Source organism: Halomonas shengliensis, from assembly GCF_900104135.1.
GTDB classification, from domain to species: Bacteria; Pseudomonadota; Gammaproteobacteria; order Pseudomonadales; family Halomonadaceae; genus Halomonas; species Halomonas shengliensis.
This window is the reverse complement of the sequence record NZ_FNIV01000010.1, coordinates 76335-94155: the sequence shown is the minus strand read 5'-3', so window position 1 is coordinate 94155 and position 17821 is coordinate 76335. Positions and strand designations below refer to the sequence as shown.

The 17821-nt window shown below is 68.1% G+C and carries 34 protein-coding genes and 4 tRNA genes; 29 read left to right on the top strand and 9 right to left on the bottom strand.

Annotated features, from left to right (window positions below):
- Positions 1-8 precede the first annotated feature (8 nt).
- The 8 genes from BLP95_RS13800 to BLP95_RS13765 all read right to left on the bottom strand — a co-directional run bounded on the left by BLP95_RS13800 (position 9) and on the right by BLP95_RS13765 (position 4059).
- Entirely contained in the window at positions 9-323 is a 315-nt protein-coding gene (locus BLP95_RS13800) for a hypothetical protein (protein ID WP_089680341.1), read from the bottom strand.
- Positions 320-1210, bottom strand: a complete 891-nt coding sequence (locus tag BLP95_RS13795) for an adenine nucleotide alpha hydrolase family protein (RefSeq protein WP_089680339.1) — start codon at positions 1208-1210, stop codon at positions 320-322. The genes BLP95_RS13800 and BLP95_RS13795 overlap by 4 nt, the downstream gene beginning before the upstream one ends.
- On the bottom strand, positions 1207-1545 hold the full coding sequence (locus BLP95_RS13790) for a hypothetical protein (protein WP_089680337.1): 339 nt from the start codon (positions 1543-1545) through the stop codon (positions 1207-1209). Before BLP95_RS13790 ends, BLP95_RS13795 begins: the two co-directional genes overlap by 4 nt.
- A 2-nt stretch (positions 1546-1547) precedes the next feature.
- Positions 1548-2204 (bottom strand): replication protein P, encoded by a 657-nt coding sequence (locus tag BLP95_RS13785; RefSeq protein WP_089680335.1) that lies wholly within the window; start codon positions 2202-2204, stop codon positions 1548-1550.
- The gene (locus BLP95_RS13780) at positions 2188-3135 is read right to left on the bottom strand and encodes a helix-turn-helix domain-containing protein (protein WP_089680333.1); all 948 of its coding nucleotides are present in this window, start codon (positions 3133-3135) and stop codon (positions 2188-2190) included. Before BLP95_RS13780 ends, BLP95_RS13785 begins: the two co-directional genes overlap by 17 nt.
- Positions 3132-3479, bottom strand: coding sequence for a hypothetical protein (locus tag BLP95_RS13775; RefSeq protein ID WP_089680331.1), 348 nt, complete (start codon positions 3477-3479; stop codon positions 3132-3134). The genes BLP95_RS13780 and BLP95_RS13775 overlap by 4 nt, the downstream gene beginning before the upstream one ends.
- Complete coding sequence (locus BLP95_RS13770; protein ID WP_089680329.1) at positions 3476-3757, bottom strand: hypothetical protein; 282 nt, start codon at positions 3755-3757, stop codon at positions 3476-3478. Before BLP95_RS13770 ends, BLP95_RS13775 begins: the two co-directional genes overlap by 4 nt.
- 74 nt (positions 3758-3831) lie before the next feature.
- Positions 3832-4059: a transcriptional regulator gene (locus tag BLP95_RS13765; protein WP_089680327.1), complete on the bottom strand. Its 228-nt coding sequence runs from the start codon at positions 4057-4059 to the stop codon at positions 3832-3834.
- Between BLP95_RS13765 and BLP95_RS13760 the strand changes: the two genes are divergently transcribed.
- The 23 genes from BLP95_RS13760 (at position 4058) to BLP95_RS13655 (ending at position 13939) form a co-directional block, all read left to right on the top strand.
- A complete protein-coding gene (locus BLP95_RS13760; RefSeq protein WP_089680325.1) occupies positions 4058-4873 on the top strand; it encodes a S24 family peptidase in 816 nt (271 codons plus the stop codon). The two genes, BLP95_RS13765 and BLP95_RS13760, sit on opposite strands and share 2 nt — an antisense overlap.
- A complete protein-coding gene (locus BLP95_RS13755; RefSeq protein WP_089680323.1) occupies positions 4870-5160 on the top strand; it encodes a hypothetical protein in 291 nt (96 codons plus the stop codon). The genes BLP95_RS13760 and BLP95_RS13755 overlap by 4 nt, the downstream gene beginning before the upstream one ends.
- Before the next feature lie 76 nt (positions 5161-5236).
- Positions 5237-5482, top strand: a complete 246-nt coding sequence (locus BLP95_RS13750) for a hypothetical protein (RefSeq protein WP_089680321.1) — start codon at positions 5237-5239, stop codon at positions 5480-5482.
- A gap of 4 nt (positions 5483-5486) precedes the next feature.
- Positions 5487-5912, top strand: a complete 426-nt coding sequence (locus BLP95_RS16750; protein WP_143004431.1) for a DUF4124 domain-containing protein — start codon at positions 5487-5489, stop codon at positions 5910-5912.
- Between the two features lie 316 nt (positions 5913-6228).
- Positions 6229-6618, top strand: coding sequence for a helix-turn-helix domain-containing protein (locus BLP95_RS13740; RefSeq protein WP_089680318.1), 390 nt, complete (start codon positions 6229-6231; stop codon positions 6616-6618).
- Entirely contained in the window at positions 6615-6797 is a 183-nt protein-coding gene (locus BLP95_RS13735; RefSeq protein ID WP_089680316.1) for a hypothetical protein, read from the top strand. Before BLP95_RS13740 ends, BLP95_RS13735 begins: the two co-directional genes overlap by 4 nt.
- 2 nt (positions 6798-6799) lie before the next feature.
- A complete protein-coding gene (locus BLP95_RS13730) occupies positions 6800-7183 on the top strand; it encodes a hypothetical protein (protein WP_089680314.1) in 384 nt (127 codons plus the stop codon).
- Entirely contained in the window at positions 7180-7305 is a 126-nt protein-coding gene (locus BLP95_RS17195; RefSeq protein WP_281187382.1) for a hypothetical protein, read from the top strand. Before BLP95_RS13730 ends, BLP95_RS17195 begins: the two co-directional genes overlap by 4 nt.
- Positions 7302-7574, top strand: coding sequence for a hypothetical protein (locus BLP95_RS13725; protein WP_089680311.1), 273 nt, complete (start codon positions 7302-7304; stop codon positions 7572-7574). Before BLP95_RS17195 ends, BLP95_RS13725 begins: the two co-directional genes overlap by 4 nt.
- 10 nt (positions 7575-7584) lie before the next feature.
- A complete protein-coding gene (locus tag BLP95_RS13720) occupies positions 7585-8193 on the top strand; it encodes a hypothetical protein (RefSeq protein WP_089680310.1) in 609 nt (202 codons plus the stop codon).
- A 294-nt stretch (positions 8194-8487) separates the two neighbouring features.
- Positions 8488-8766, top strand: coding sequence for a hypothetical protein (locus tag BLP95_RS13715; RefSeq protein ID WP_089680308.1), 279 nt, complete (start codon positions 8488-8490; stop codon positions 8764-8766).
- A complete protein-coding gene (locus BLP95_RS13710; RefSeq protein WP_089680306.1) occupies positions 8753-9379 on the top strand; it encodes an HNH endonuclease signature motif containing protein in 627 nt (208 codons plus the stop codon). Before BLP95_RS13715 ends, BLP95_RS13710 begins: the two co-directional genes overlap by 14 nt.
- Positions 9360-9614 carry a hypothetical protein gene (locus tag BLP95_RS13705; protein WP_176760295.1) on the top strand — a complete coding sequence of 85 codons (255 nt, stop codon included), beginning with the start codon at positions 9360-9362 and terminating at the stop codon, positions 9612-9614. The genes BLP95_RS13710 and BLP95_RS13705 overlap by 20 nt, the downstream gene beginning before the upstream one ends.
- 1 nt (position 9615) lies before the next feature.
- Positions 9616-9822, top strand: a complete 207-nt coding sequence (locus tag BLP95_RS13700; protein WP_089680303.1) for a hypothetical protein — start codon at positions 9616-9618, stop codon at positions 9820-9822.
- Positions 9819-10094: a hypothetical protein gene (locus BLP95_RS13695; RefSeq protein ID WP_089680301.1), complete on the top strand. Its 276-nt coding sequence runs from the start codon at positions 9819-9821 to the stop codon at positions 10092-10094. Before BLP95_RS13700 ends, BLP95_RS13695 begins: the two co-directional genes overlap by 4 nt.
- The gene (locus BLP95_RS13690) at positions 10091-10399 is read left to right on the top strand and encodes a hypothetical protein (protein WP_089680299.1); all 309 of its coding nucleotides are present in this window, start codon (positions 10091-10093) and stop codon (positions 10397-10399) included. The genes BLP95_RS13695 and BLP95_RS13690 overlap by 4 nt, the downstream gene beginning before the upstream one ends.
- The gene (locus tag BLP95_RS13685; RefSeq protein ID WP_089680298.1) at positions 10396-10743 is read left to right on the top strand and encodes a hypothetical protein; all 348 of its coding nucleotides are present in this window, start codon (positions 10396-10398) and stop codon (positions 10741-10743) included. The genes BLP95_RS13690 and BLP95_RS13685 overlap by 4 nt, the downstream gene beginning before the upstream one ends.
- The gene (locus tag BLP95_RS13680) at positions 10740-10952 is read left to right on the top strand and encodes a hypothetical protein (RefSeq protein ID WP_089680296.1); all 213 of its coding nucleotides are present in this window, start codon (positions 10740-10742) and stop codon (positions 10950-10952) included. The genes BLP95_RS13685 and BLP95_RS13680 overlap by 4 nt, the downstream gene beginning before the upstream one ends.
- Positions 10953-11121: 169 nt before the next feature.
- On the top strand, positions 11122-11676 hold the full coding sequence (locus tag BLP95_RS13675) for a hypothetical protein (RefSeq protein WP_143004430.1): 555 nt from the start codon (positions 11122-11124) through the stop codon (positions 11674-11676).
- Positions 11673-12209 (top strand): hypothetical protein, encoded by a 537-nt coding sequence (locus tag BLP95_RS13670; RefSeq protein ID WP_089680293.1) that lies wholly within the window; start codon positions 11673-11675, stop codon positions 12207-12209. Before BLP95_RS13675 ends, BLP95_RS13670 begins: the two co-directional genes overlap by 4 nt.
- 4 nt (positions 12210-12213) lie before the next feature.
- Positions 12214-12423, top strand: a complete 210-nt coding sequence (locus BLP95_RS13665; RefSeq protein WP_089680291.1) for a MerR family transcriptional regulator — start codon at positions 12214-12216, stop codon at positions 12421-12423.
- Positions 12423-13559, top strand: coding sequence for a phage integrase Arm DNA-binding domain-containing protein (locus BLP95_RS13660; protein WP_089680289.1), 1137 nt, complete (start codon positions 12423-12425; stop codon positions 13557-13559). Before BLP95_RS13665 ends, BLP95_RS13660 begins: the two co-directional genes overlap by 1 nt.
- Positions 13559-13939 (top strand): phage protein NinX family protein, encoded by a 381-nt coding sequence (locus BLP95_RS13655; RefSeq protein WP_089680286.1) that lies wholly within the window; start codon positions 13559-13561, stop codon positions 13937-13939. Before BLP95_RS13660 ends, BLP95_RS13655 begins: the two co-directional genes overlap by 1 nt.
- A 105-nt stretch (positions 13940-14044) precedes the next feature.
- Here BLP95_RS13655 and BLP95_RS13650 read toward each other — a convergent pair.
- Positions 14045-14120: transfer RNA gene (locus BLP95_RS13650), tRNA-Ala, on the bottom strand.
- Positions 14121-14323: 203 nt separating this feature from the next.
- On the opposite strand from BLP95_RS13650, the gene BLP95_RS13645 reads away from it, so the two are divergent.
- From BLP95_RS13645 to BLP95_RS13620, 6 genes are all read left to right on the top strand, one after another.
- Positions 14324-14971, top strand: a complete 648-nt coding sequence (locus BLP95_RS13645; RefSeq protein WP_023006771.1) for a response regulator — start codon at positions 14324-14326, stop codon at positions 14969-14971.
- A 9-nt stretch (positions 14972-14980) separates the two neighbouring features.
- The gene (uvrC, locus tag BLP95_RS13640) at positions 14981-16795 is read left to right on the top strand and encodes an excinuclease ABC subunit UvrC (protein WP_089680284.1); all 1815 of its coding nucleotides are present in this window, start codon (positions 14981-14983) and stop codon (positions 16793-16795) included.
- Positions 16796-16865: 70 nt separating this feature from the next.
- Positions 16866-17414, top strand: coding sequence for a CDP-diacylglycerol--glycerol-3-phosphate 3-phosphatidyltransferase (gene pgsA / locus BLP95_RS13635; RefSeq protein WP_089680282.1), 549 nt, complete (start codon positions 16866-16868; stop codon positions 17412-17414).
- A 72-nt stretch (positions 17415-17486) separates the two neighbouring features.
- A tRNA-Gly gene (locus tag BLP95_RS13630) sits at positions 17487-17561 on the top strand.
- A gap of 18 nt (positions 17562-17579) precedes the next feature.
- Positions 17580-17653: transfer RNA gene (locus BLP95_RS13625), tRNA-Cys, on the top strand.
- Between the two features lie 36 nt (positions 17654-17689).
- Positions 17690-17776, top strand: a tRNA-Leu gene (locus BLP95_RS13620).
- The last annotated feature ends 45 nt before the right edge of the window (positions 17777-17821 follow it).

The following is a 17821-nucleotide window of genomic DNA, read 5'->3' as shown; positions in this document are numbered from 1 at the left end:
AAGCACACTCACGCATGACCCGCCTCCCCTTCCGCCTGCGGCACCGCCAGCGCTCCCGGGCGAAGCGAGGCCACCCGCTGTGCCTCCAGCTTGCCGGCCTGCGACAGCCCGAAGATCGGCAGCGACACGTCGCCGGCAAGCTCGTCCCCCACGATGTGCACCAGCCCCTGGCGCTCCAGGCGATACACCGCGTTAGCCACCTGGCGCCAGATCGGCCCCTTGCCCTGGGCTGGTTTCAGCAGTCGCTGCAGCTTAGCGATCGTCATGGGTGTCGCCCGGCTCAGCTTCAGCAGGATCAGGTTCTCGATGTCGATGGGTTTCATGCGGCTTCCCTCGCTATCAGGTTTTCGAAGCGTTCCGCCCATTCCTGGACCGATAAGCGACGTCCGTTGATGGTCTTGGCAAAAAGGCGGGCGCCCGCGGCCCAGCTGTCCTTGCGCCACATTCCAGGTGGCGCTCTCCCGCCGGAATTGAGCGGCTCGCCGGCATCGATCCATGCCTGGTGCTTCAGCCGGGACACCTCTTTGAAGCGGCGTTCGATCTCGGCGACCTGTGCCCACTCCTCGGGGTGGTTCCAGTACATGTCGCGGAGTTCCCACTCGGCCATGTAGGGGCAGAACGTACAGCTGGACTTGTGGACGTTGGGCCAGCCCAGGTGCACCAGGAGGCCGTCAATATCCTCCCGGGTCAGGCCGAGATCGATCAGCGGGTAACGGTACTCAGCGGTATCGCCAGCTGGTGGCGTGAAGCGCTTAGCCCGACGGCCTTCGTTGGCCTCGATTCCGATCAGCCAGACGGGCTCGGTGATACCCTGGGCCTTGGCCCAGGCCGCCAGGACGTCTCCCTTGAACTTCTTGGAGCAGACGTGGGCGCCGCCGGGCATGATCGGGACGATGCCCAGGCGGTGGCACCACTCGGCGATCGTCTCGCCCTCCCGCCGGGTGATGACCAGGCGGGCGCCGAGTTCGAGCTTGACGCGGTCGATGGTCTGGTAGGTGACGCCGAACTCGGCGCCGGGATCGCTGAACACAGCGCGGTCGAAGACTGGCAGGGCCTTGTCGAGCACCTCCCTGGTGATGCCGAGGTAGCTTGCGGCTGCATCACGGTTGAGATCCATGGCGATCATGGCCGTGCTGTCCTTGCCGCCGCCGTAGGAGAGCAGGATCTGCCGATGCTCAGGAAGCCCACCAAAGAGATCCATTGAGATCACGGCCCCACCTCCTCTGCCTGCGCATGCTCCTGCGCCACCAGCCACGCGCTGCCCTTGTCACTGATCGCCAGCACCTGCCGGGCCGGCTTGCCCTGGGTACCGATCGGCTCGATCAGATCCAGGTCGAGCAGCTCGGAGCAGCGCCCGCAGATGCTCGAAAGCGGGATCTCCAGCGCCTCGGCGAGCTGCTGCCGAGTGGCCCCCTCGCCCACCGCATGCCAGAACAGCGTGTGCAGGATCTTGAGCTGCTGCCGGGCGGTGCGGCCTGAGCGGCGGACGTCGGCGAGCCCCTCGCGCTTGATCTCGTTCGATGTCGGTTGTGCCAGTGCACCCATGGTCAGCCCCTCCCCAATGCCGCCCGCAGGCTGCGCAGCCCCTGGTCGGCGTTCATGCGATCCGGCAGGCCCGCGGCCTCCGCCTGCTGCTGTGCCGCCTCCCGGCCGGCGCGCTCCGCCAGCTCGGCGGCGCTGCGACTGCCGTCGTGCTCGAGCAGCTGGCGTGGCGTGAGCTCCTCGCCGGCCATCACCCGGTTGACCAGGGCGGTGTATTCCCGCGCGAAGCGATTCTCCAGGCGTGCGGCCTTGGTCTCGCCGCCCCCATGAGTCAGCTCCCACCAGCCCACGGCCTGGCCGGCCAGGCGCACCGCCTCGTGGCTCCAGGCGTGCTCGGAGGGCGCGTGGGCATGCCCCGCCGCCTCTCGCCACGCGGCGCTCACCGCCGGCATGCCCAGATCCTCCGGGCGCGGCTCGCACAGCGCGGCGAAAGCCACCGGCTGGGGCGGCCATGCCTCGTCGCCGGCCCGGGCTGCCTCGCGCACCTGCTGGCGCAGGCGGCGGATGCCCCGCTCCAGGTGCCTGCGGCTCAGGTGCGCCAGCTCGGCCAGCCACACGCCGCCCTCGTCGTAGGCACCCCACTGGCTACTGAACTTGGCCCCGTACATCGCGCCCAGGGCGTCGAACACCAGGTCCATGTCCTGCTCAGTGACCGAGGGCATGGTGCTCCCCCTCGTAGACGGCGCCTCCTGGCTCATGGCGGGCTCGGTCACGTGCACGCGCCTCTGCTGCGGTGAGACGGCGCGCTGGAGTACGCTCGCGGCGGTTTGCGTTGGCATGGGCACCTCCGGTGGTGGCGGACTGCGCCGGCTGGCGTTGCAGGTTCTCGGCGACCCAGCGCGCGAAGCGGCGGGTCCAGTCAGCGGGGGTCTCGACACGCCCGGGGCGGGCGGCGAAGTGATCGCGGAAGTCGATCAGCGCCTGGTGCACATCGGCATCCGGCGCCAGCCCACGCTCCCAGCAGGCGCGCTGCCAGGCGGCGGGCTCCGGCTCCCACTCGAGGGTCATCGAGGTCTTGCGGCCCACGTGGTCCGCCAGGGGCTGGGGCGAGGTCTCGCCTACCTCGGGCTCGATCGGCTCGCCCTGGTCGTCCAGGTCCGCCGCTCGGTCGAACACGCTCGGCGCCTCGCCCGCGTCAGAGAGAGAGGGGGGTAGAGTCCTAGTGGTAGATTCAAGGGGTGACACCGGTGTCACCCTCCCCCTGACAGGGCTGTCACCCTCCCCTGCCAATTTGTCACCCTCGGAGGGTGTCAGATTGTCACCCTCCCCTAATTGGTCAGATGTAGAGGGGGTGACAGATTGACACCCTCCCCCAACGGCCAGCCGATAGCGGTTCGACTGCTGCCGACCGTTCGCCGCGTGCCGAATCTCCACCGCCACCAGGCCGTGGTCTTCCAGGGCGTCGATCGCGCGCTGCACGCTGCGCTTGGAGCAGCCCATCTCCTCGGCCATGGTGCCCAGCGAAGGCCAGCTCACGTGATCCTCGTCGGCGTAGTCGGCCAGCAGCATCAGCGCCAGCCGCGCCGGGGCCTTCACGCTGGCCGGAGCGTGGCGCATCGTCTGCCGTGCCCAGTGCATTGCTGCCAGGCTCATGCCTCTACCTCGTCGCGTTGCGGTACCGTGCGTGGCTGCCAGCCCGTGGCCTTGGCCACCAGGCGCCAGCTCGCCTTCTCGTCGTCATCCAGCCGGCGCCAACACTCGGGGGCACCATGGGCCACCCCGTTGGCATTGCGGACCATCAGGCGCGGTCTTAACCCCTTGACGTTTGCGGATCCTGGCTTGATACCAATCACCTCACCCGGGCCCTGGGCGAGCTCGTCGCACTTATGCGGAGGCACCGCCGGTTCGACGCGATCGCCACGCCGCAGCGGCCTCCCCTGGCAGTCCCGCCCCAGCACACCGGTCAGGCGGTCGTAGAGCTTGGTGATAATGCTCATGACACTCCCTCCACCAGGGCCTTCGCCCTCGCCCACCACTCGCCGGCCTCAGCCTTGTGCTGCTGCCCAGTACGCACCTGGCGCGCCTTGGCCTCCGCATCGTGAGCCGGGCGCAGCGCCAGCAGCTGGGCCATGGCGTCGTGGTAGCGGCCCAGCAGGCGGCAGGTGTGCGCGCTGGGCGTGGCCTCACGCTCAGCACGATCCTGGATCTGCTCCTGCAGGCGGGTGGTCTCGGTGATCAGCGCGTAGCACTGCTTCTGGTGGTCGTGGTGCTGCATGGCAAAACCCCTGTACGTTCGATCAGGGCCACCGGGGCCCGCGGCGAAACCTCGGGCGGTGGCATAAGCTGGGATCAATCGGCAGCGGCCTGGAGGGCCTCATCACCGAACACCGCCGGGCATAGCTCCGCCGCCGTGAAACGGCCGCCAGTCAGGCGCTCGGCGCGCAGAGCCACCGCAGGAGAGATCCCATGCTTCCCACGCACCCATCCCGAAACCGTGCCCTGCTTAACCCCAAGAGCTTCAGCAGTGCTCTCCTGGGTTCCAAAGTGCTTGATGAGTCGTTCGATGGTCTGATCCATGTGCTGCGCGCTCGCTGAAAACAGGAATGCCTATAAGGTAGAGATAGGAACTCCTTTTTGCAAGCGTATAGGGGCGCCTATATCTTCCGTGGATATGAGCATTGGCGAACGGGTAAGGCGTGCCCGAAAACACGCGAAGCTGACGCAGACCGAGCTAGGCAAAGCGGTTGGGCTTAAGCAGGCCACCATCTCCGACTTGGAGAAGGGGGACTCGCGCTCTAGCGCTTACCTGGTGCAGATCGCGCACGCATGCAAGGTCGACCCCCACTGGCTCGCCACCGGCGAAGGCCAGATGGAGAGCAATGTCAGCGAGATGCGCCCCCGGCGCGCTGTCGAAAGCAACGCCGAGATGGTCGATGTGGAGATAGTGGAAGGCGACGAGCCGCTGCGCCCCGACGAGGTGTGGCTGCCGATCTACAGGGAAGTAGAGTTCGCCGCAGGGAATGGAGCCACCCAGGTGATCGAGAACCACGGCGCCCAGGAGCGCTTCTCGCTGCCCCGTCTGGCGCGCTCAGGCGTCAGCCCCGAGAACGCCGCCCTGGCCGTGGCCAAGGGCGATTCCATGACGCCCGCCATCCAGGACGGCGCCACCATCGGCATCGACAAGGGCAGCCGCACCATCCAGGACGGCCAGGTCTACGCCCTGGACCACGACGGCATGCTGCGCATCAAGCGCCTCTACCGCCTGCCTCCGGGCCGCATGCGTGTGGTCAGCGAGAACACCGCCGAGTACCCCGAGGAGATCTACCACACCAACGATCCCGAGGCCCCGCGCATCCTCGGCCGGGTCTTCTGGGTGGAGAACTTCCTGTGACCAACGACAAGCGTGATGTCCGCGTGTCCACGGAGGCGCTGATCGACTGGGTGTATACCGCCACACCCTTGCAAGGCCGCTGCCCTGCCTGTGGCGACACTGCGCTAAGCCCGCTGGGCGAGGAAGAGGGCGACGCCTACGAGTTCATGCAGCAGATCGGCCACCCGCCAGGGTTCGACCCGGTGCCTTTCCTGGCCGTGGCCTGCTACTGCTGCGGCAACGTCAGCTGGTTCCTCAAGGACCTGGTGGTGGATGGCCTGTCGCTGGGGGTGAACGATGGCGCGTGAACCCATCAATTTAGCCCCTTACCGCAAGCGCAGGCGAAGCGGCTATACTGGCGGCAACGATGGAGGAGAGCCGCCCATGAGCGACCTGACAGCACGAGTCGAGCACCTGGAGGGTGATATGAGGGTCGTCCGTGAGGATCTGGCCACCATCAAGGCAACCTATGCGACTCGCGATGGATTGAACGACGTGCGCCTGGAAGTCGAAAAGGTCCGCGGCGAGATGCACTCGCTCGGTCGTCAGATGATCATGTGGAACGTCGGCACAATCATCACCGTCGCTGGCCTTGTCTTCGCCATCATGCGCTTCCTGCCCGCAAGCTGATCCCATGCTTCGCGCCACCGCTGTCGCTGCTACCCTGCTGCTGGTGCCGCTAATGGCCCAGGCGCAGGCGGGCTATCACTGTGAAATCAACGGCCGAACCTACTACCAGGGCGATCCCTGCCCAGAAGGCACCCTCAAGCGCCAATTTGGTGAGCCCGCGCCGCCACCACCACCGCCGCCAGAGCCCCCCAAGACCAAGGAGGGTCAGTGCGCTGTGGTCTCCAAGCTGGCCCGCGAGGTCATGAAGGCTCGCCAGACAGGCACCGGCATCAGTGCGATGATGGCGCATTCACAAGGGGAAGACTGGATCAAGAAGATGATCATCGCGGCCTTCGATGAACCGCGCTTCTCCTCGCGAGAATACCAGCAGAGAATCACGACGGAGTTCTCGAACACCTATTACCTGCGCTGCCTGCGCAACCAGCTGTAATCCACTTTACCCCATCCTCGATACGCACACAGTAACGCCCTGGCCATCCATGACCAGGGCGCGGGGCAAGGCGTGGCGCGGCGTCTTCCGGCGGCCCGCGGGTCGCATTCGGCTTGCGCCACCCCCACAGCATGGCCCACACCGTGCGCCAGCACCGTAGGCCACCACCTCCACACCATGTAAGCGATCTCCTACAGCCCGGCCCCGCGCCGGGCTTTTTCATGGCCGGGTGAAAAAATATAGGTATTCCTGTTGACCCACAAAACAGGCTTTCCTATATTAAGTGCATCAACACACGCCGCCCACGGAGGCCGCCATGGAAATCACCCTCGGGAACTGGAAGGCCATCGCTCACGACGAGCGCGCCGCCCCCGGCTTCACGCTGATGGAGGCCACCTACCTCCTGCATGCCGCCGCCGGCATGACCCGCAAGGAGATCGCCAAGGCCACCGGGCGCAGCCCCGCCACCGTGCGCCACGGGCTCGACCGCGCCTATCACAAGGTCGGCGCCTACCGGGTCACCGCCGCCGTGGCCGAGGCCATCCGCCGCGGCTGGATCGCCCCTCTCGTGCTGGCGCTGATCGTCAGCAGCCTGAACCAGGACAGCGACGAGCTGATGCGCGTGCGCCAGCCGGTCACCCGCCGCCAGCCCGTTACCGCCACCAGCCGGGTCGCCCGGCGTGATCTCGGGAGTGTGTACGCATGACCACCGTCACCGCACAGGCAGCCGAGCGCATGATCCTGAACGTCGAGATCAGCGAGCGCGGCCACCCGCAACGCCGCGGCCGCCTGCGCCTGGCCACCATTCGCCCACCCCACCGCAAGGCCTTCCTCGATGGCCTGGCCGTGGACCTCGGCAACCGCTATTGGGTCCGGAGGATCTGACCATGGAATTCACCAACGCCAACCGCACCCCCGCCGGCCAGGCCCTGCACGACGCCGGCCTGCAGGACGGCTTCACCCTCAACCTGATGCGCGCCCAGAGCCAGGTCGTCGTGCTCAACCTGCTGGGCCAGCACAACGCCAGCTGCGAGGTGCGCGACAACATCGCCGCTCACGGCGGGCAGGAGGTGCAGGTCTGGACCAAGCCCATCAACGCCCGCTGGCTGGACGGAGTTGGCCTGCGTGTGTCGGTCGCCATTCCCGGGCCAGAGAGCACCGAGGACCAGCGCCAGCAGAGCGCCCAGCAGCTCGGCCACCTCTGCACCGCGCTCCAGGAGCTGATCGACGGCGCCCCCGCCCCGGCCCAGCCCGCGGAGGCGACGGCATGAAAGGCGCGCTGATCTACCTCGGCCTGCTCGCCCTGGGCGTGGCCTACGCCACCTGGGCCGCCATGGACTACGTGGAGCGCCACACCGGCGCCCTCACCACCACGCTTGAGGTGCTCGCATGATCCCCTACCTGCTCAACCGCGCCATGTGGATCGCCATCGTCGCCGGCCTGATCGGCGCGGTGATGGCCCTCAACACCTACGACCAGGACGTGGCCCAGGCCGAGCGCGAGGTCTACTGCCAGGGCGTCGCCACATGGCTGGTGGAGGAGTCTCGCGGCATCCGCCCCGAGCACCGCACCGGCCACCCCGACTACGACGAGATCGCCGCCGAGCACTGCCCCGGGCTGTGGCCGGCGGGATATGACCAGCGCCAGCTGGCGCAGCAGTGAGGAGGGCGCCATGGCCAAGACCTGGAAGCGCTGGACCGAGCCCGAGATCGCCCGCCTGCGGCAGCTGGTGGAGCAGACCGACCCGGCCCTGACCTACACCGAGATCGCCGAGCGGATGGGCCGCAGCTGGCGGAGCGTCAAGCACGGCGTCTTCTACCACCTCGGCGCCAGCGGCCAGCGGCGCGCCACCATGTGCGGCGAGCCCTGGACCCGTGAGGACTACGACCGCCTGGAGCAGCTGCTCGAGCAGGGGCTCACCTACGAGCAGATCGCCACCGAGATGGGCCGCACCTACACCCAGGTGCGCGGCGCCACCGAGCGCATCGGGCTGCGCGATCCCAACCGCCGCGGCCGCAACCGCCGGATCATCCCCGAGGCCGAGCGCATCATCCGTGACTGCATCGAGGTGGAGCGCATGACGGTGCCGCAGATCGTCGAGCGGCTCGCCGCACACGGCCACCACGTCAGCCGCCATTGGGTGCACAGCCGCATCCAGGAGAAGGGCCAGGGGCTACGCAAGGAGCTGAAGCGCAACGCCACCGAACGGCGCGCCCGGCTGCGCACCTTGCAGGCCCGTCGCCAACGCGCCCAGCGCCAGCAACAGGAGGCCCGCGCATGACCGCCCTGGAGATCCGCACCACCGACCTGCCCTGCAACGCCCTGGGGCAACGCCTACAGGCGGGGGGCTGGCCCGCTCTGCGCGGCAACGCCATCGCCAACCAGGACCAGCACCACGGCCAGTCCCCGCGCGCCGCCGGAGGATACCGCTATGCATCCATCCACCACGCTGATCTGGCTGCTCGACGCCGCACTGCTGGCCTGGCTGCTGCTCAGCCTCGCCTGGCCACCTGGCGCAGCGATGCCGCCGCCGCCGACCTTCACGCTCTGAGCGTCGACTACTGGAGGCCCCACCATGGCTGACCTGACCCGCATCGACCCCGAGAAGCTCCTGGAGCTCGCCCGCGCCCGCCAGGGCCAGGGCGGCGTCACCCTCGGCTGGCCCACCGTGCTGCAGATCATCGAGGCCCTGCGCCAGCTGCAGCGCCAGGTGGCGCATCTCCAGATGGTGGAAGAAGCCACCATCCCCTGCCGCTTTCACGACCACGACACCGAGGCCTGCGTGACCTACTCCGGCCGGGTGCCCTGCGAGCCAAGGCCGGACGAGGTGGAGGTGACCGATGCCCTGTCGTAACGACTTCCGCCCCTGGAGCGATGACGACCTCGACCTGCTCGCCCGCCTCTACCCGGACGACACCAACGCCACCCTGGCGCGGATCTTCGGGCGCAGCGAGGCCAGCATCAAGAACCAGGCCATCAAGCTCGGCGTGCGCAAGAGCGAGGCTCACAAGGCCCGCCACAGTGCCGCGTTCAAGCCCGGCCAGCGCCCCTGGAACAAGGGTATGAAGGGGATCGACATCGGCGGCAAGCACACCCGCTTCCAGAAGAGGCAGAAGCCCCACAGCTACGCCCCGGTCGGCAGCGAGCGCGTGAATTCTGACGGCTACCTCCAGCGCAAGGTCACCGACATCGGCTACCCGCCCCGCGACTGGCGCATGGTGCACCACCTGGTGTGGGAAGCGCACACCGGCCAGCCGGTACCGCCCGGGCATGCCCTGGTCTTCCGCGACGGCGACAAGGCAAACACCGCCATCGACAACCTCGAGCTGGTCAGCCGCAGCGACCTGATGCGCCGCAACACCTACTTGCGCTTCCCCGCCGAGCTGCGCCAGGTGGTGCAGCTCAAGGGCGCCCTCAACCGCATGATCAACAACCGGAGCCACCCCCATGAAGACAAGTGTCAGTGACCTGCGCGAGCACCTCTTCCTCCAACTGGAGCGCCTCAAGGACGACGCCAACGGCGAGGAGCTGACCGACGAGGCCCTGCAGCGCGAGGTGACCCGCGCCAAGGCCGTCAGCCAGGTGGCCAGCGCCATCATCGGCACCGCCAAGATCGAAGTGGAGTATGCCAAGGCCACCGGCCAGGCCCTGCCCTCTGACTTCCTGCCCCAGGGCGACACCAAACGCATCAAGGGAGACTGACATGAGCCTACAAGCCCTGCTCAACACCAGCGTCAGCGACGCCCAGATCAGCCTGGAGGGGATGCTGGCCCACCGCACCGCCGAGGCCGCCACGCTCGCGCTGGATCTGCTCATTGAACTCAGGGGCAAGGAAGGCCAGGCCGCCCGCCGCAAGATGGCCGCAGCGATCGTGCGCAAGGCCGCCAAGGCGATGGAGGGCGAGGCATGATCCATACCCACACTCTCGTCGTGCGCTACCCCGAGGGCGAATGGCCCGCTTACCGTGCCGACACCAAGATCAACGGCGGCGAGCTTGTCGCGGTGGACTTCGACGGCAACCGGCTGCGCGTCTGCCAGCAACTCGAGGAGGCGCTGGAGAGCATTGAGCGCATCGCCGTGGACGGCAGCGCCACCGGGCACAACAGGATGGTGATCGCGGAGAAAGCTCGGGCCGCCCTGGAGCTTGCCCAAGGCATCAGCCGCGGGGAGATGACGGCATGACGATCGACAACAGCCACCAGCACCTTCTCGCCTTCGACGCCCACGAGCTGCTTATCTTCGCAGCCCGCTACTGCTACGGACGCAAGACCATCGCCGCCGCCGCGTTCGCCCAGCAGCTCGCCGAGGCCTGGCCGACGATCCCCGCCCACACCCGTCGGGTGATCCAGCGCGACCTGGAGCGCGAGTTCGAGGACGACGACAAAGCCCGGGCCGAAGGCCGCGCCTACCGCCCGCTGGGCATGGACTGCGACCGCCAGGCGTGGGAGCTGGTGCGGCAGGCGTGGCTTAGGGAGGACGAGGCATGACCATCTATTACCACGGCGGGCCGGCTGGACGTCGCCACGGTGACCGCCTGCTGCCTCCCGACGAAACTGGCGCGCCTTCGCTTTCCGAGTTCGGTGCGGCTGGCGTCCACCGCAAGGATCGCGTCTACCTGACCACCAGCTACCCGGCGGCACTGCTGTATGCCTGTGCCTGGCCTGACGGGCGTGTCTACCAGTGCCAGCCGGTCGGCGAGATTGAACCGGATCCCGACTGCACCGAGGCCGGGCTCTCCTGGCAGTGCCCCAGCGCCCGAGTGGTCGAGGTGATCAAGCCGAAGGGCAAGGAGTTGAAGCGGGCCAGGCGAGCCCTGGGGGTGCCGGCATGACCTGCTCCATCACCTGGTCCGTGGGGCGCAGCCAGGGCCAGCCCTTCGCCACGCTGTTCTGCCGGCGCTGCATGGCGCCCATCCGCCACCGGCTCACCCCCGGCGCCGCCCGGGAGCTGCGCGAGGAACTGATCAAGCAGGGCCACCTGTGCCGGCGCCAGCACGCCCTGCCCGTCCCGGTGCCGGCACAGGTGGCCGCACATGACTGAGCTTTCACCGCTCGCCCTCGACACCTGCGAGCGCCACTACCAGGGTGGGCGCGGCTGCGCCCGCTGCCCGATACAGCGCCAGTGTCACGCCCCGCACACCTGGGGGGCAGGAAGGCATCGACAGCTGGCGAGACAAGATCAACGAGGCCGCCAAGGCCGGGAGGAAGGGATGAGCGATCAACCGAAGCACCGCCCCAACAACTGCCGCAACGTACTGCAAGCGCGGGGAGAGCCATACCCTCGCAGCGGGTGCGCTGTCTGCGGGAATGGCGGTTTGGCAGGCTGCCCGTATGACCAGCAGGGCCTCGCCGGTGCGCTGGCCCTGGCCGAGGTAAGGATTCAGCAGCTAGAGGCCAAGCGTGATGCCGCCGCCGACTATGCCCGCGACCAGGCGACCGTGCTGGACCTGGTGGCCAAGGCGCTGGGCGTGCCGGACGAACCGCACCAGGGGCGGGCCGAGCGCATCCTCGAGGCGGCCGAGGGCCTGTCGGTGTATATGGAGCGGCTGCGCGAAGCTGTCGAGTTCTGCAACGAACATCACCATTTCGGCGGTTGGACCGAGATGCTAGACGAAGCCCCAGCCACCTCCCTCGCCCGCCGCAGGGCCGAATGGCAGGCAGAACTGCTTGAGGAGTACCGGGAGGAGCTGGGGTCCGCTGGCGTCGCGTTTGTTGACTGCCTCGCCAAACAACTCCGCCGCCAAGCCGAGGAGCCCTCCGAGTGAAGCCAACGCACCTCCACACCCAGCACGGCACCCGGGCGGCCCGGATCGGCACCGCCCAGGGCGAGGGCCAGCTCGCCGGCCAGACGCTGGTGATCTACCTCGACCTGAGCGTCGAGCCGCCGGCCACCCACTACATCGAGCAGGCGCGCTGGGATGCCGAGTGGCAGGAGATCCCCGCCGACGCCTGCCCGGTCTGCCACGGCAGCGGCACCGACCAGATCAAGCGGCGGAAGGACCGCCCCTGCGGCGGCTGTTACGGCCTGGGGCGGGTGAAGGCGGACGGCGAGACGCCGAAGGGCGAGTGGGAGGTGGCCGAGGTGGCCGGGCGAGTAATCGATAGGCTGCGCGCCAAGCTGGAGCGGGCTCAGAGCGCCATCGAGGCGATGCAGAGAACGCCGGGCGTGCCGGAGGCCATCGAGACGGAGAGGGAGAGGCGCCGGCAGGCCGCCAGCGACGCCCAGGCCGAGCAGGAGAGGAAGTGGCGGGAAGGCCGCGGGCATGGCCCGGGCGGCGCGAGGATGACGGGAGACTAGACTGATGGGAAAGCTGATGAAGCCCGAGGAGTGGCGGAAGGCCCGGTTCGCCGGCACGCCGCCGGCCATGTCCACCATCCGCAAGTGGTGCCGGGAGGGCACGGTCCCGGCCAAGCGCATCGGCGGGGTCTGGTACATCGACCTCGATGCCGAGAAGCTGATGACCGGCAACGAGCTCGCCGACCAGGTGCTCGAGGAGATGGAGACCAGCTGATGGCAGCCAGGCCGCGCAAGCGCAAGCACCGCGGGCTCGAGCCCAACCTCTACGAGTCCGCGGGCTATTACACCTACCGCAACCCGCGCACCGGCAAGAAGCACGGCATGGGCAGCGACAAGGCCAAGGCCCAGGCCGCCGCGCGGGTGCTCAACGCGCGGCTGGTGAAGGGCACCGACCTCGTTGCCCGAGTGGAAGGTACTGGCGGGCTCACCCTGGGCGCCGCCATCGAGGCGTTCCAGCGCGACCGGGTCGACAACGCCACCCAGCTGGCCGCCGGCACGCGCCGCAACAAGCGCTACGCCCTCGCCCGCCTGGCGAAGGACCGCGGCGAGATGCCCCTCGAACAGATCACTACCCGCTGGTGCGCCGAGTACCTGGACGAGCACTACAAGGGCGAGCCCTACCGCTACCACCGCGCCCTGCTGGTCCAGGTGTTCCAGTACGCACGCACCAAGGGCTGGATGGAAGACAACCCCATCGAGCCCACCGCCAAGAGCGATGCCGGCTACACCAAGCAGCGCCGCCGGCTCACCCCCGGGCAGTTCCAGGCCATCTATGAGCAGGCCGAGCCCTGGTTCCAGATCGCCATGGAGCTCGCCCTGGTCTGCCTGTTCGGCCGCGCCGAGGTCGCCGCCGCCCGCTACGACCACATCGTCGATGGGCGCCTTCGCTATATAAGGAAGAAGACTCGCACCCGCAGCCACAGCGCCTACGTGGCCATCGAGGTGACACCGGCCATCGAGGACATCATCCAGCGCTCGCGCCTGGTGCCTCCGGTCTCGCCTTACATCGTCCACCGAGTGCACCAGCGCATCACTGCCGAGACCCGAGCCCGGAACCACTGGAGCCGGGTCACCGATGACATGCTCTCCAAGACCTTCGCCCGCCTGCGCGATAAGGTGCCAGAGATCGCCAGGCTGGAACCGCGCCAGCGGCCCACCTTCCACGAGATCCGCTCGCTCGGCTCCAAGCTGCTCGAGGACAGCGGCGCCGACCTCGGCGAGATCCAGGTGCTGATGGGCCACGCCGACGAGAGCATGACCCAGCATTACCTCGACGGCCACGGGATCCGCTGGCAGGATGCCAAAGGCCCGGGCAAGGGCATGGCCGCCCTACTGGAAGGAGTGTCGTGATGCGGGTAAGAGAGTTGGAGGGCGCTGCCCTCGATTGGGCTGTGGCCCAAGTGACAGGAATAGAGCTCGACATCATCGGCATGCCGAACGGGGCACAGCATATCGGCCTCAAGGGCCGCACGTCTGACGGATGGCCAGATGTCTACTCGCCATCCACCGACTGGAGCCAGGGCGGCCCACTGATCGAGCAGCACCTGATCGAGCTCCACACCCACACCGGCCAGCAGTATGGCGAGCATGAACGCTGGTATGCCGTGTGCCCGGTGAGCGCGACCGGGGCGAGGTGTTCGCTGGGGCCGACGCCACTGGTGGCCGCGATGCGCGCCCTGGTCTTCGCCAAGCTGGGCGCCGAGATCGATCTACCCGAGGGCCTGAAGTAGCCCGCCAGCCGTGTGGAGTTTTCCCAGTATTTTCCCAGTTTTTTCCCAGCGCACGAAAAAGCCGCCTAGCGAGCTACGCTAAGCGGCTGATTCGTCATGTCTTGTTGGTGGAGCCTAGCGGGATCGAACCGCTGACCTCAACACTGCCAGTGTTGCGCTCTCCCAGCTGAGCTAAGGCCCCACGCTTTCTCGTCTCGCGAGAACGGGGCGAATGATACGGCGGCAGGCAGGGAGGGTCAAGCCTTTTTTTCATCGTTCGTTACCCTCCTAAGGAGGGTTTTGCCCGGCGGCCAGTTATGCCACTCTTGTCGTGCCTAGCCCGTATCCCCCTGCCCTTCGATGAGATCGACTCGTCGTGGTCGAGCCGTTCAGGAGTCCCCCGCGTTGATCAAGGTACTGATTGCCGATGACCATCACCTGGTCAGGACCAGCCTGGCCCACCTGCTGAACGCCGAGAAGGACCTGCGCGTGGTCGGCGAGGCCTCCAGTGGCGAGGAAGCGATCAACGAGACGCGGCGCCTCAAGCCCGACGTGGTGCTGATGGATATCCGCATGCCGGGCATCGGCGGCCTGGAGGCCACGCGCAAGATCACCCGCACCCTGCCCGACGCCCGGGTACTGGTGCTGACCGCCTGGCTGGAGGACACCTTCGCCCAGCGGCTGCTGGACGCCGGCGCCTGGGGGCTGGTGAGCAAGGACTCCCAGCACGACGAGATGGTCGGCGCCATCCGCGAGGTGTTCCACGGCCAGCGCTACGTCAGCCCGGACGTCGCCCAGCGCCTGGTGCTGTCGCGCATCGACTCGCCCGAGAACCCCTTCGACGAGCTCTCCTCCCGCGAGATGCAGGTGGCGATGATGATCATCAACTGCCAGAAGGTGGCGGACATCTCCGACCGCCTCTTCCTCAGCCCCAAGACCGTCAACACCTACCGCTACCGCATCTTCGAGAAGCTGGGGGTCGACTCGGACGTGGAGCTCACCCACTTGGGGCTGCGCCACGGGCTGGTGGAAGGCTTCTCCAGCGTCAAGTAGCGCCTTGCCATGAGCTTCGATCACCGCCGCTTCCTGGCCAATGTCAGCGAGGCCCCCGGCGTCTACCGCATGCTGGACGCCCAGGGCGATACCCTCTACGTGGGCAAGGCGCGCCGCCTCAAGGCGCGCCTGGCCAGCTACTTCCGCGGCGCGCTCAACGCCAAGTCCCAGGCGCTGGTTGGGCGCATCGCCGACATCCAGGTCACCGTCACCAACAGCGAGACCGAGGCGCTGCTGCTGGAGCAGACGCTGATCAAGGAGCTGCGCCCGCCCTACAACATCCTGCTGCGCGACGACAAGTCCTACCCCTTCGTCTTCGTCACCGACCGCCACCCCTTCCCGGCGCTGGAGTACAAGCGCGCCCGCACCCGCCGCGATGACGGCCGCTACCTGGGCCCCTACCCCAGCAGCCATGCCGTGCGCGAGAGCCTGTCGCTGATGCAGAAGATCTTCCGCATCCGCAACTGCGAAGACAGCGTCTTCGCCCACCGCACGCGGCCCTGCCTGCAGTACCAGATCGACCGCTGCAGCGCCCCCTGCGTGGGCTACATCGCCGAGGCCGACTACCGCCGCGACCTGGAGCACGCGGTGCAGTGCCTGGAGGGCAAGAGCGAGCAGGTCACCCGCGAGCTCACCGAGGCCATGGAGGCCGCCAGCCGCCAGCTGGCCTTCGAGGAGGCGGCCCGCCTGCGCGACCAGATCCAGCAGCTGCGCCAGCTGCAGCAGCGCCAGTTCGTGGATACCGGCGACGGCGACGCCGACGTCTTCGCCCTGGCCAGCCGCCCCGGGGCACTGTGCATCTCGGTATTGGCGATCCGCCAGGGGCGCCTGCTCGGGGCGCGCCACCACGCCCCCGCCAACGGCCTGGACCTCACGCCCGAGGCGCTGCTCGGCGACTTCGTCAGCCAGTACTACCTGGGCCAGGCCCGCGAGATCCCCCGCGAGGTGATCACCAGCCACGCCGTGCCCGATGCCGCGCTGATCGCCCGGGCGCTGTCCGAGCGGGCGGGGCGCCGGGTGCGCCTCACCGACCAGGTACGCGGTCACCGCGCCCAGTGGAAGGAGCTGGCGCGCACCAACGCCGAGCAGCAGCTGGCCGGCCAGCTGGCCAACCAGACCCAGCTGGCGCGACGCTTCGAGGCCTTGCGCGAGGCGCTCGGCATGGCCGCCCCGCCGGCGCGGCTGGAGTGCTTCGACATCAGCCACAGCCACGGCGAGGCGACCGTGGCCTCCTGCGTGGTGTTCGACGAGAACGGGCCGCGCAAGTCCGACTACCGCCGCTTCAACATCGAGGGGGTGGCCGCCGGCGACGACTACGCCGCCATGCAGCAGGCGTTGACCCGCCGCTTCCGCCGCGTCGCCGAGGGCGAGAGCGTGGCGCCGGACGTGATGGTGGTGGACGGCGGCAAGGGGCAGCTCAACATGGCCCGGGAGGTGCTCACCTCGCTGGGGGTCAGCGGCGTCATCCTGCTCGGTGTGGCCAAGGGCACCACCCGCAAGGCCGGGCTGGAGACGCTGTTCCTGGAGACCGTGGATCGCACCCTGGACCTGGAGGCGGCCTCCCCGGCGCTGCACCTGATCCAGCATATCCGCGACGAGTCGCACCGTTTCGCCATCACCGGCCACCGCACCCGCCGCGACAAGGTGCGCCGCACCTCCACCCTGGAGGGCATCGCCGGCGTCGGCCCCAAGCGCCGGCGCGAGCTGCTGCGCTTCTTCGGCGGCCTGCACGGGGTCAAGCAGGCCAGCCGCGAGGAGCTGGCCCGGGTGCCGGGCATCAGCGACAGCCTCGCCGACACCATCCATCGCGCCCTGCATGGATGAAGCCGGCCAAGGGGGATAGAATGCGCCTACGCTCAATGCTCCCCATCACCGGCAAGGACAGCTTCGCGCGATGAACATCCCGAATATCCTCACCCTGGCCCGCATCGCCTTCATCCCGCTGCTGGTGGTGCTCTTCTACCTGCCCTTCGCGTGGAGCATGCCGCTGGCCGCCGCCTTCTTCGCCCTGGCCTCGATCACCGACTGGCTCGACGGCTACCTGGCCAGGCGCTGGAACCAGTCCACCCCCTTCGGCGCCTTCCTCGACCCGGTGGCCGACAAGCTGATGGTGGCGGTGGCCCTGGCGCTGCTGATCGAGCGTTACGACGCCCTCTGGCTGACCCTGCCGGCGCTGGTGATCATCGGTCGCGAGATCGTGATCTCGGCGCTGCGGGAATGGATGGCCGAGATGGGCAAGCGCGGCAGCGTGGCGGTCTCCTGGCTCGGCAAGGTCAAGACCACCCTGCAGATGGTGGCGATCTTCCTGCTGCTCGCCTTCGCCCCCGGCACCCCCATCGCGGTGCTCGCCGTGGTCACCCTCTACGTGGCCGCCGTGCTGACGCTGTGGTCGATGTTCCTCTACCTCAAGGCCGCCTGGCCGCACCTCAGCCGTTCCATGTAGGCGAGCACCCGCAGGCGAGCATAAAACGTTTGACAGTCACCGGCTTATCCGTATAATTCGCTCTCGAGTCAGGCGGGAATAGCTCAGTGGTAGAGCATCGCCTTGCCAAGGCGAGGGTCGGGAGTTCGAATCTCCTTTCCCGCTCCATTATCTCTGACTCGATGAGGCTGGATGGCAGAGTGGTTATGCAGCGGACTGCAACTCCGTGTACGCCGGTTCGATTCCGACTCCAGCCTCCACTCCCCCGATCGACCCGATCCGCCCGACACCGTGCCGCCCGGATGGCGAAATTGGTAGACGCAAGGGACTTAAAATCCCTCGGTGGCGACACCGTGCCGGTTCGAGCCCGGCTCCGGGCACCAGCTCACCGCCACCAGGCCGGATCGACCCCACCATGGGGCACTGCC

Coding starts and splice junctions, on each gene's coding strand:
- BLP95_RS13785 (WP_089680335.1), bottom strand. CDS start 2,204: ATGCCCTCGGTCACTGAGCAGGACATGGACCTGGTGTTCGACGCCCTG.
- BLP95_RS13680 (WP_089680296.1), top strand. CDS start 10,740: ATGACCTGCTCCATCACCTGGTCCGTGGGGCGCAGCCAGGGCCAGCCC.
- BLP95_RS13705 (WP_176760295.1), top strand. CDS start 9,360: ATGAAGACAAGTGTCAGTGACCTGCGCGAGCACCTCTTCCTCCAACTG.
- uvrC (WP_089680284.1), top strand. CDS start 14,981: ATGAGCTTCGATCACCGCCGCTTCCTGGCCAATGTCAGCGAGGCCCCC.
- BLP95_RS13665 (WP_089680291.1), top strand. CDS start 12,214: ATGGGAAAGCTGATGAAGCCCGAGGAGTGGCGGAAGGCCCGGTTCGCC.
- BLP95_RS13685 (WP_089680298.1), top strand. CDS start 10,396: ATGACCATCTATTACCACGGCGGGCCGGCTGGACGTCGCCACGGTGAC.
- BLP95_RS13675 (WP_143004430.1), top strand. CDS start 11,122: ATGAGCGATCAACCGAAGCACCGCCCCAACAACTGCCGCAACGTACTG.
- BLP95_RS13655 (WP_089680286.1), top strand. CDS start 13,559: ATGCGGGTAAGAGAGTTGGAGGGCGCTGCCCTCGATTGGGCTGTGGCC.
- BLP95_RS13710 (WP_089680306.1), top strand. CDS start 8,753: ATGCCCTGTCGTAACGACTTCCGCCCCTGGAGCGATGACGACCTCGAC.
- BLP95_RS13780 (WP_089680333.1), bottom strand. CDS start 3,135: ATGAGCCTGGCAGCAATGCACTGGGCACGGCAGACGATGCGCCACGCT.
- BLP95_RS13800 (WP_089680341.1), bottom strand. CDS start 323: ATGAAACCCATCGACATCGAGAACCTGATCCTGCTGAAGCTGAGCCGG.
- BLP95_RS13775 (WP_089680331.1), bottom strand. CDS start 3,479: ATGAGCATTATCACCAAGCTCTACGACCGCCTGACCGGTGTGCTGGGG.
- BLP95_RS13660 (WP_089680289.1), top strand. CDS start 12,423: ATGGCAGCCAGGCCGCGCAAGCGCAAGCACCGCGGGCTCGAGCCCAAC.
- BLP95_RS13765 (WP_089680327.1), bottom strand. CDS start 4,059: ATGGATCAGACCATCGAACGACTCATCAAGCACTTTGGAACCCAGGAG.
- BLP95_RS13700 (WP_089680303.1), top strand. CDS start 9,616: ATGAGCCTACAAGCCCTGCTCAACACCAGCGTCAGCGACGCCCAGATC.
- BLP95_RS17195 (WP_281187382.1), top strand. CDS start 7,180: ATGAAAGGCGCGCTGATCTACCTCGGCCTGCTCGCCCTGGGCGTGGCC.
- BLP95_RS13720 (WP_089680310.1), top strand. CDS start 7,585: ATGGCCAAGACCTGGAAGCGCTGGACCGAGCCCGAGATCGCCCGCCTG.
- BLP95_RS13695 (WP_089680301.1), top strand. CDS start 9,819: ATGATCCATACCCACACTCTCGTCGTGCGCTACCCCGAGGGCGAATGG.
- BLP95_RS13740 (WP_089680318.1), top strand. CDS start 6,229: ATGGAAATCACCCTCGGGAACTGGAAGGCCATCGCTCACGACGAGCGC.
- BLP95_RS13690 (WP_089680299.1), top strand. CDS start 10,091: ATGACGATCGACAACAGCCACCAGCACCTTCTCGCCTTCGACGCCCAC.
- BLP95_RS13725 (WP_089680311.1), top strand. CDS start 7,302: ATGATCCCCTACCTGCTCAACCGCGCCATGTGGATCGCCATCGTCGCC.
- BLP95_RS13730 (WP_089680314.1), top strand. CDS start 6,800: ATGGAATTCACCAACGCCAACCGCACCCCCGCCGGCCAGGCCCTGCAC.
- BLP95_RS13790 (WP_089680337.1), bottom strand. CDS start 1,545: ATGGGTGCACTGGCACAACCGACATCGAACGAGATCAAGCGCGAGGGG.
- BLP95_RS16750 (WP_143004431.1), top strand. CDS start 5,487: ATGCTTCGCGCCACCGCTGTCGCTGCTACCCTGCTGCTGGTGCCGCTA.
- BLP95_RS13770 (WP_089680329.1), bottom strand. CDS start 3,757: ATGCAGCACCACGACCACCAGAAGCAGTGCTACGCGCTGATCACCGAG.
- pgsA (WP_089680282.1), top strand. CDS start 16,866: ATGAACATCCCGAATATCCTCACCCTGGCCCGCATCGCCTTCATCCCG.
- BLP95_RS13735 (WP_089680316.1), top strand. CDS start 6,615: ATGACCACCGTCACCGCACAGGCAGCCGAGCGCATGATCCTGAACGTC.
- BLP95_RS13760 (WP_089680325.1), top strand. CDS start 4,058: ATGTGCTGCGCGCTCGCTGAAAACAGGAATGCCTATAAGGTAGAGATA.
- BLP95_RS13750 (WP_089680321.1), top strand. CDS start 5,237: ATGAGCGACCTGACAGCACGAGTCGAGCACCTGGAGGGTGATATGAGG.
- BLP95_RS13715 (WP_089680308.1), top strand. CDS start 8,488: ATGGCTGACCTGACCCGCATCGACCCCGAGAAGCTCCTGGAGCTCGCC.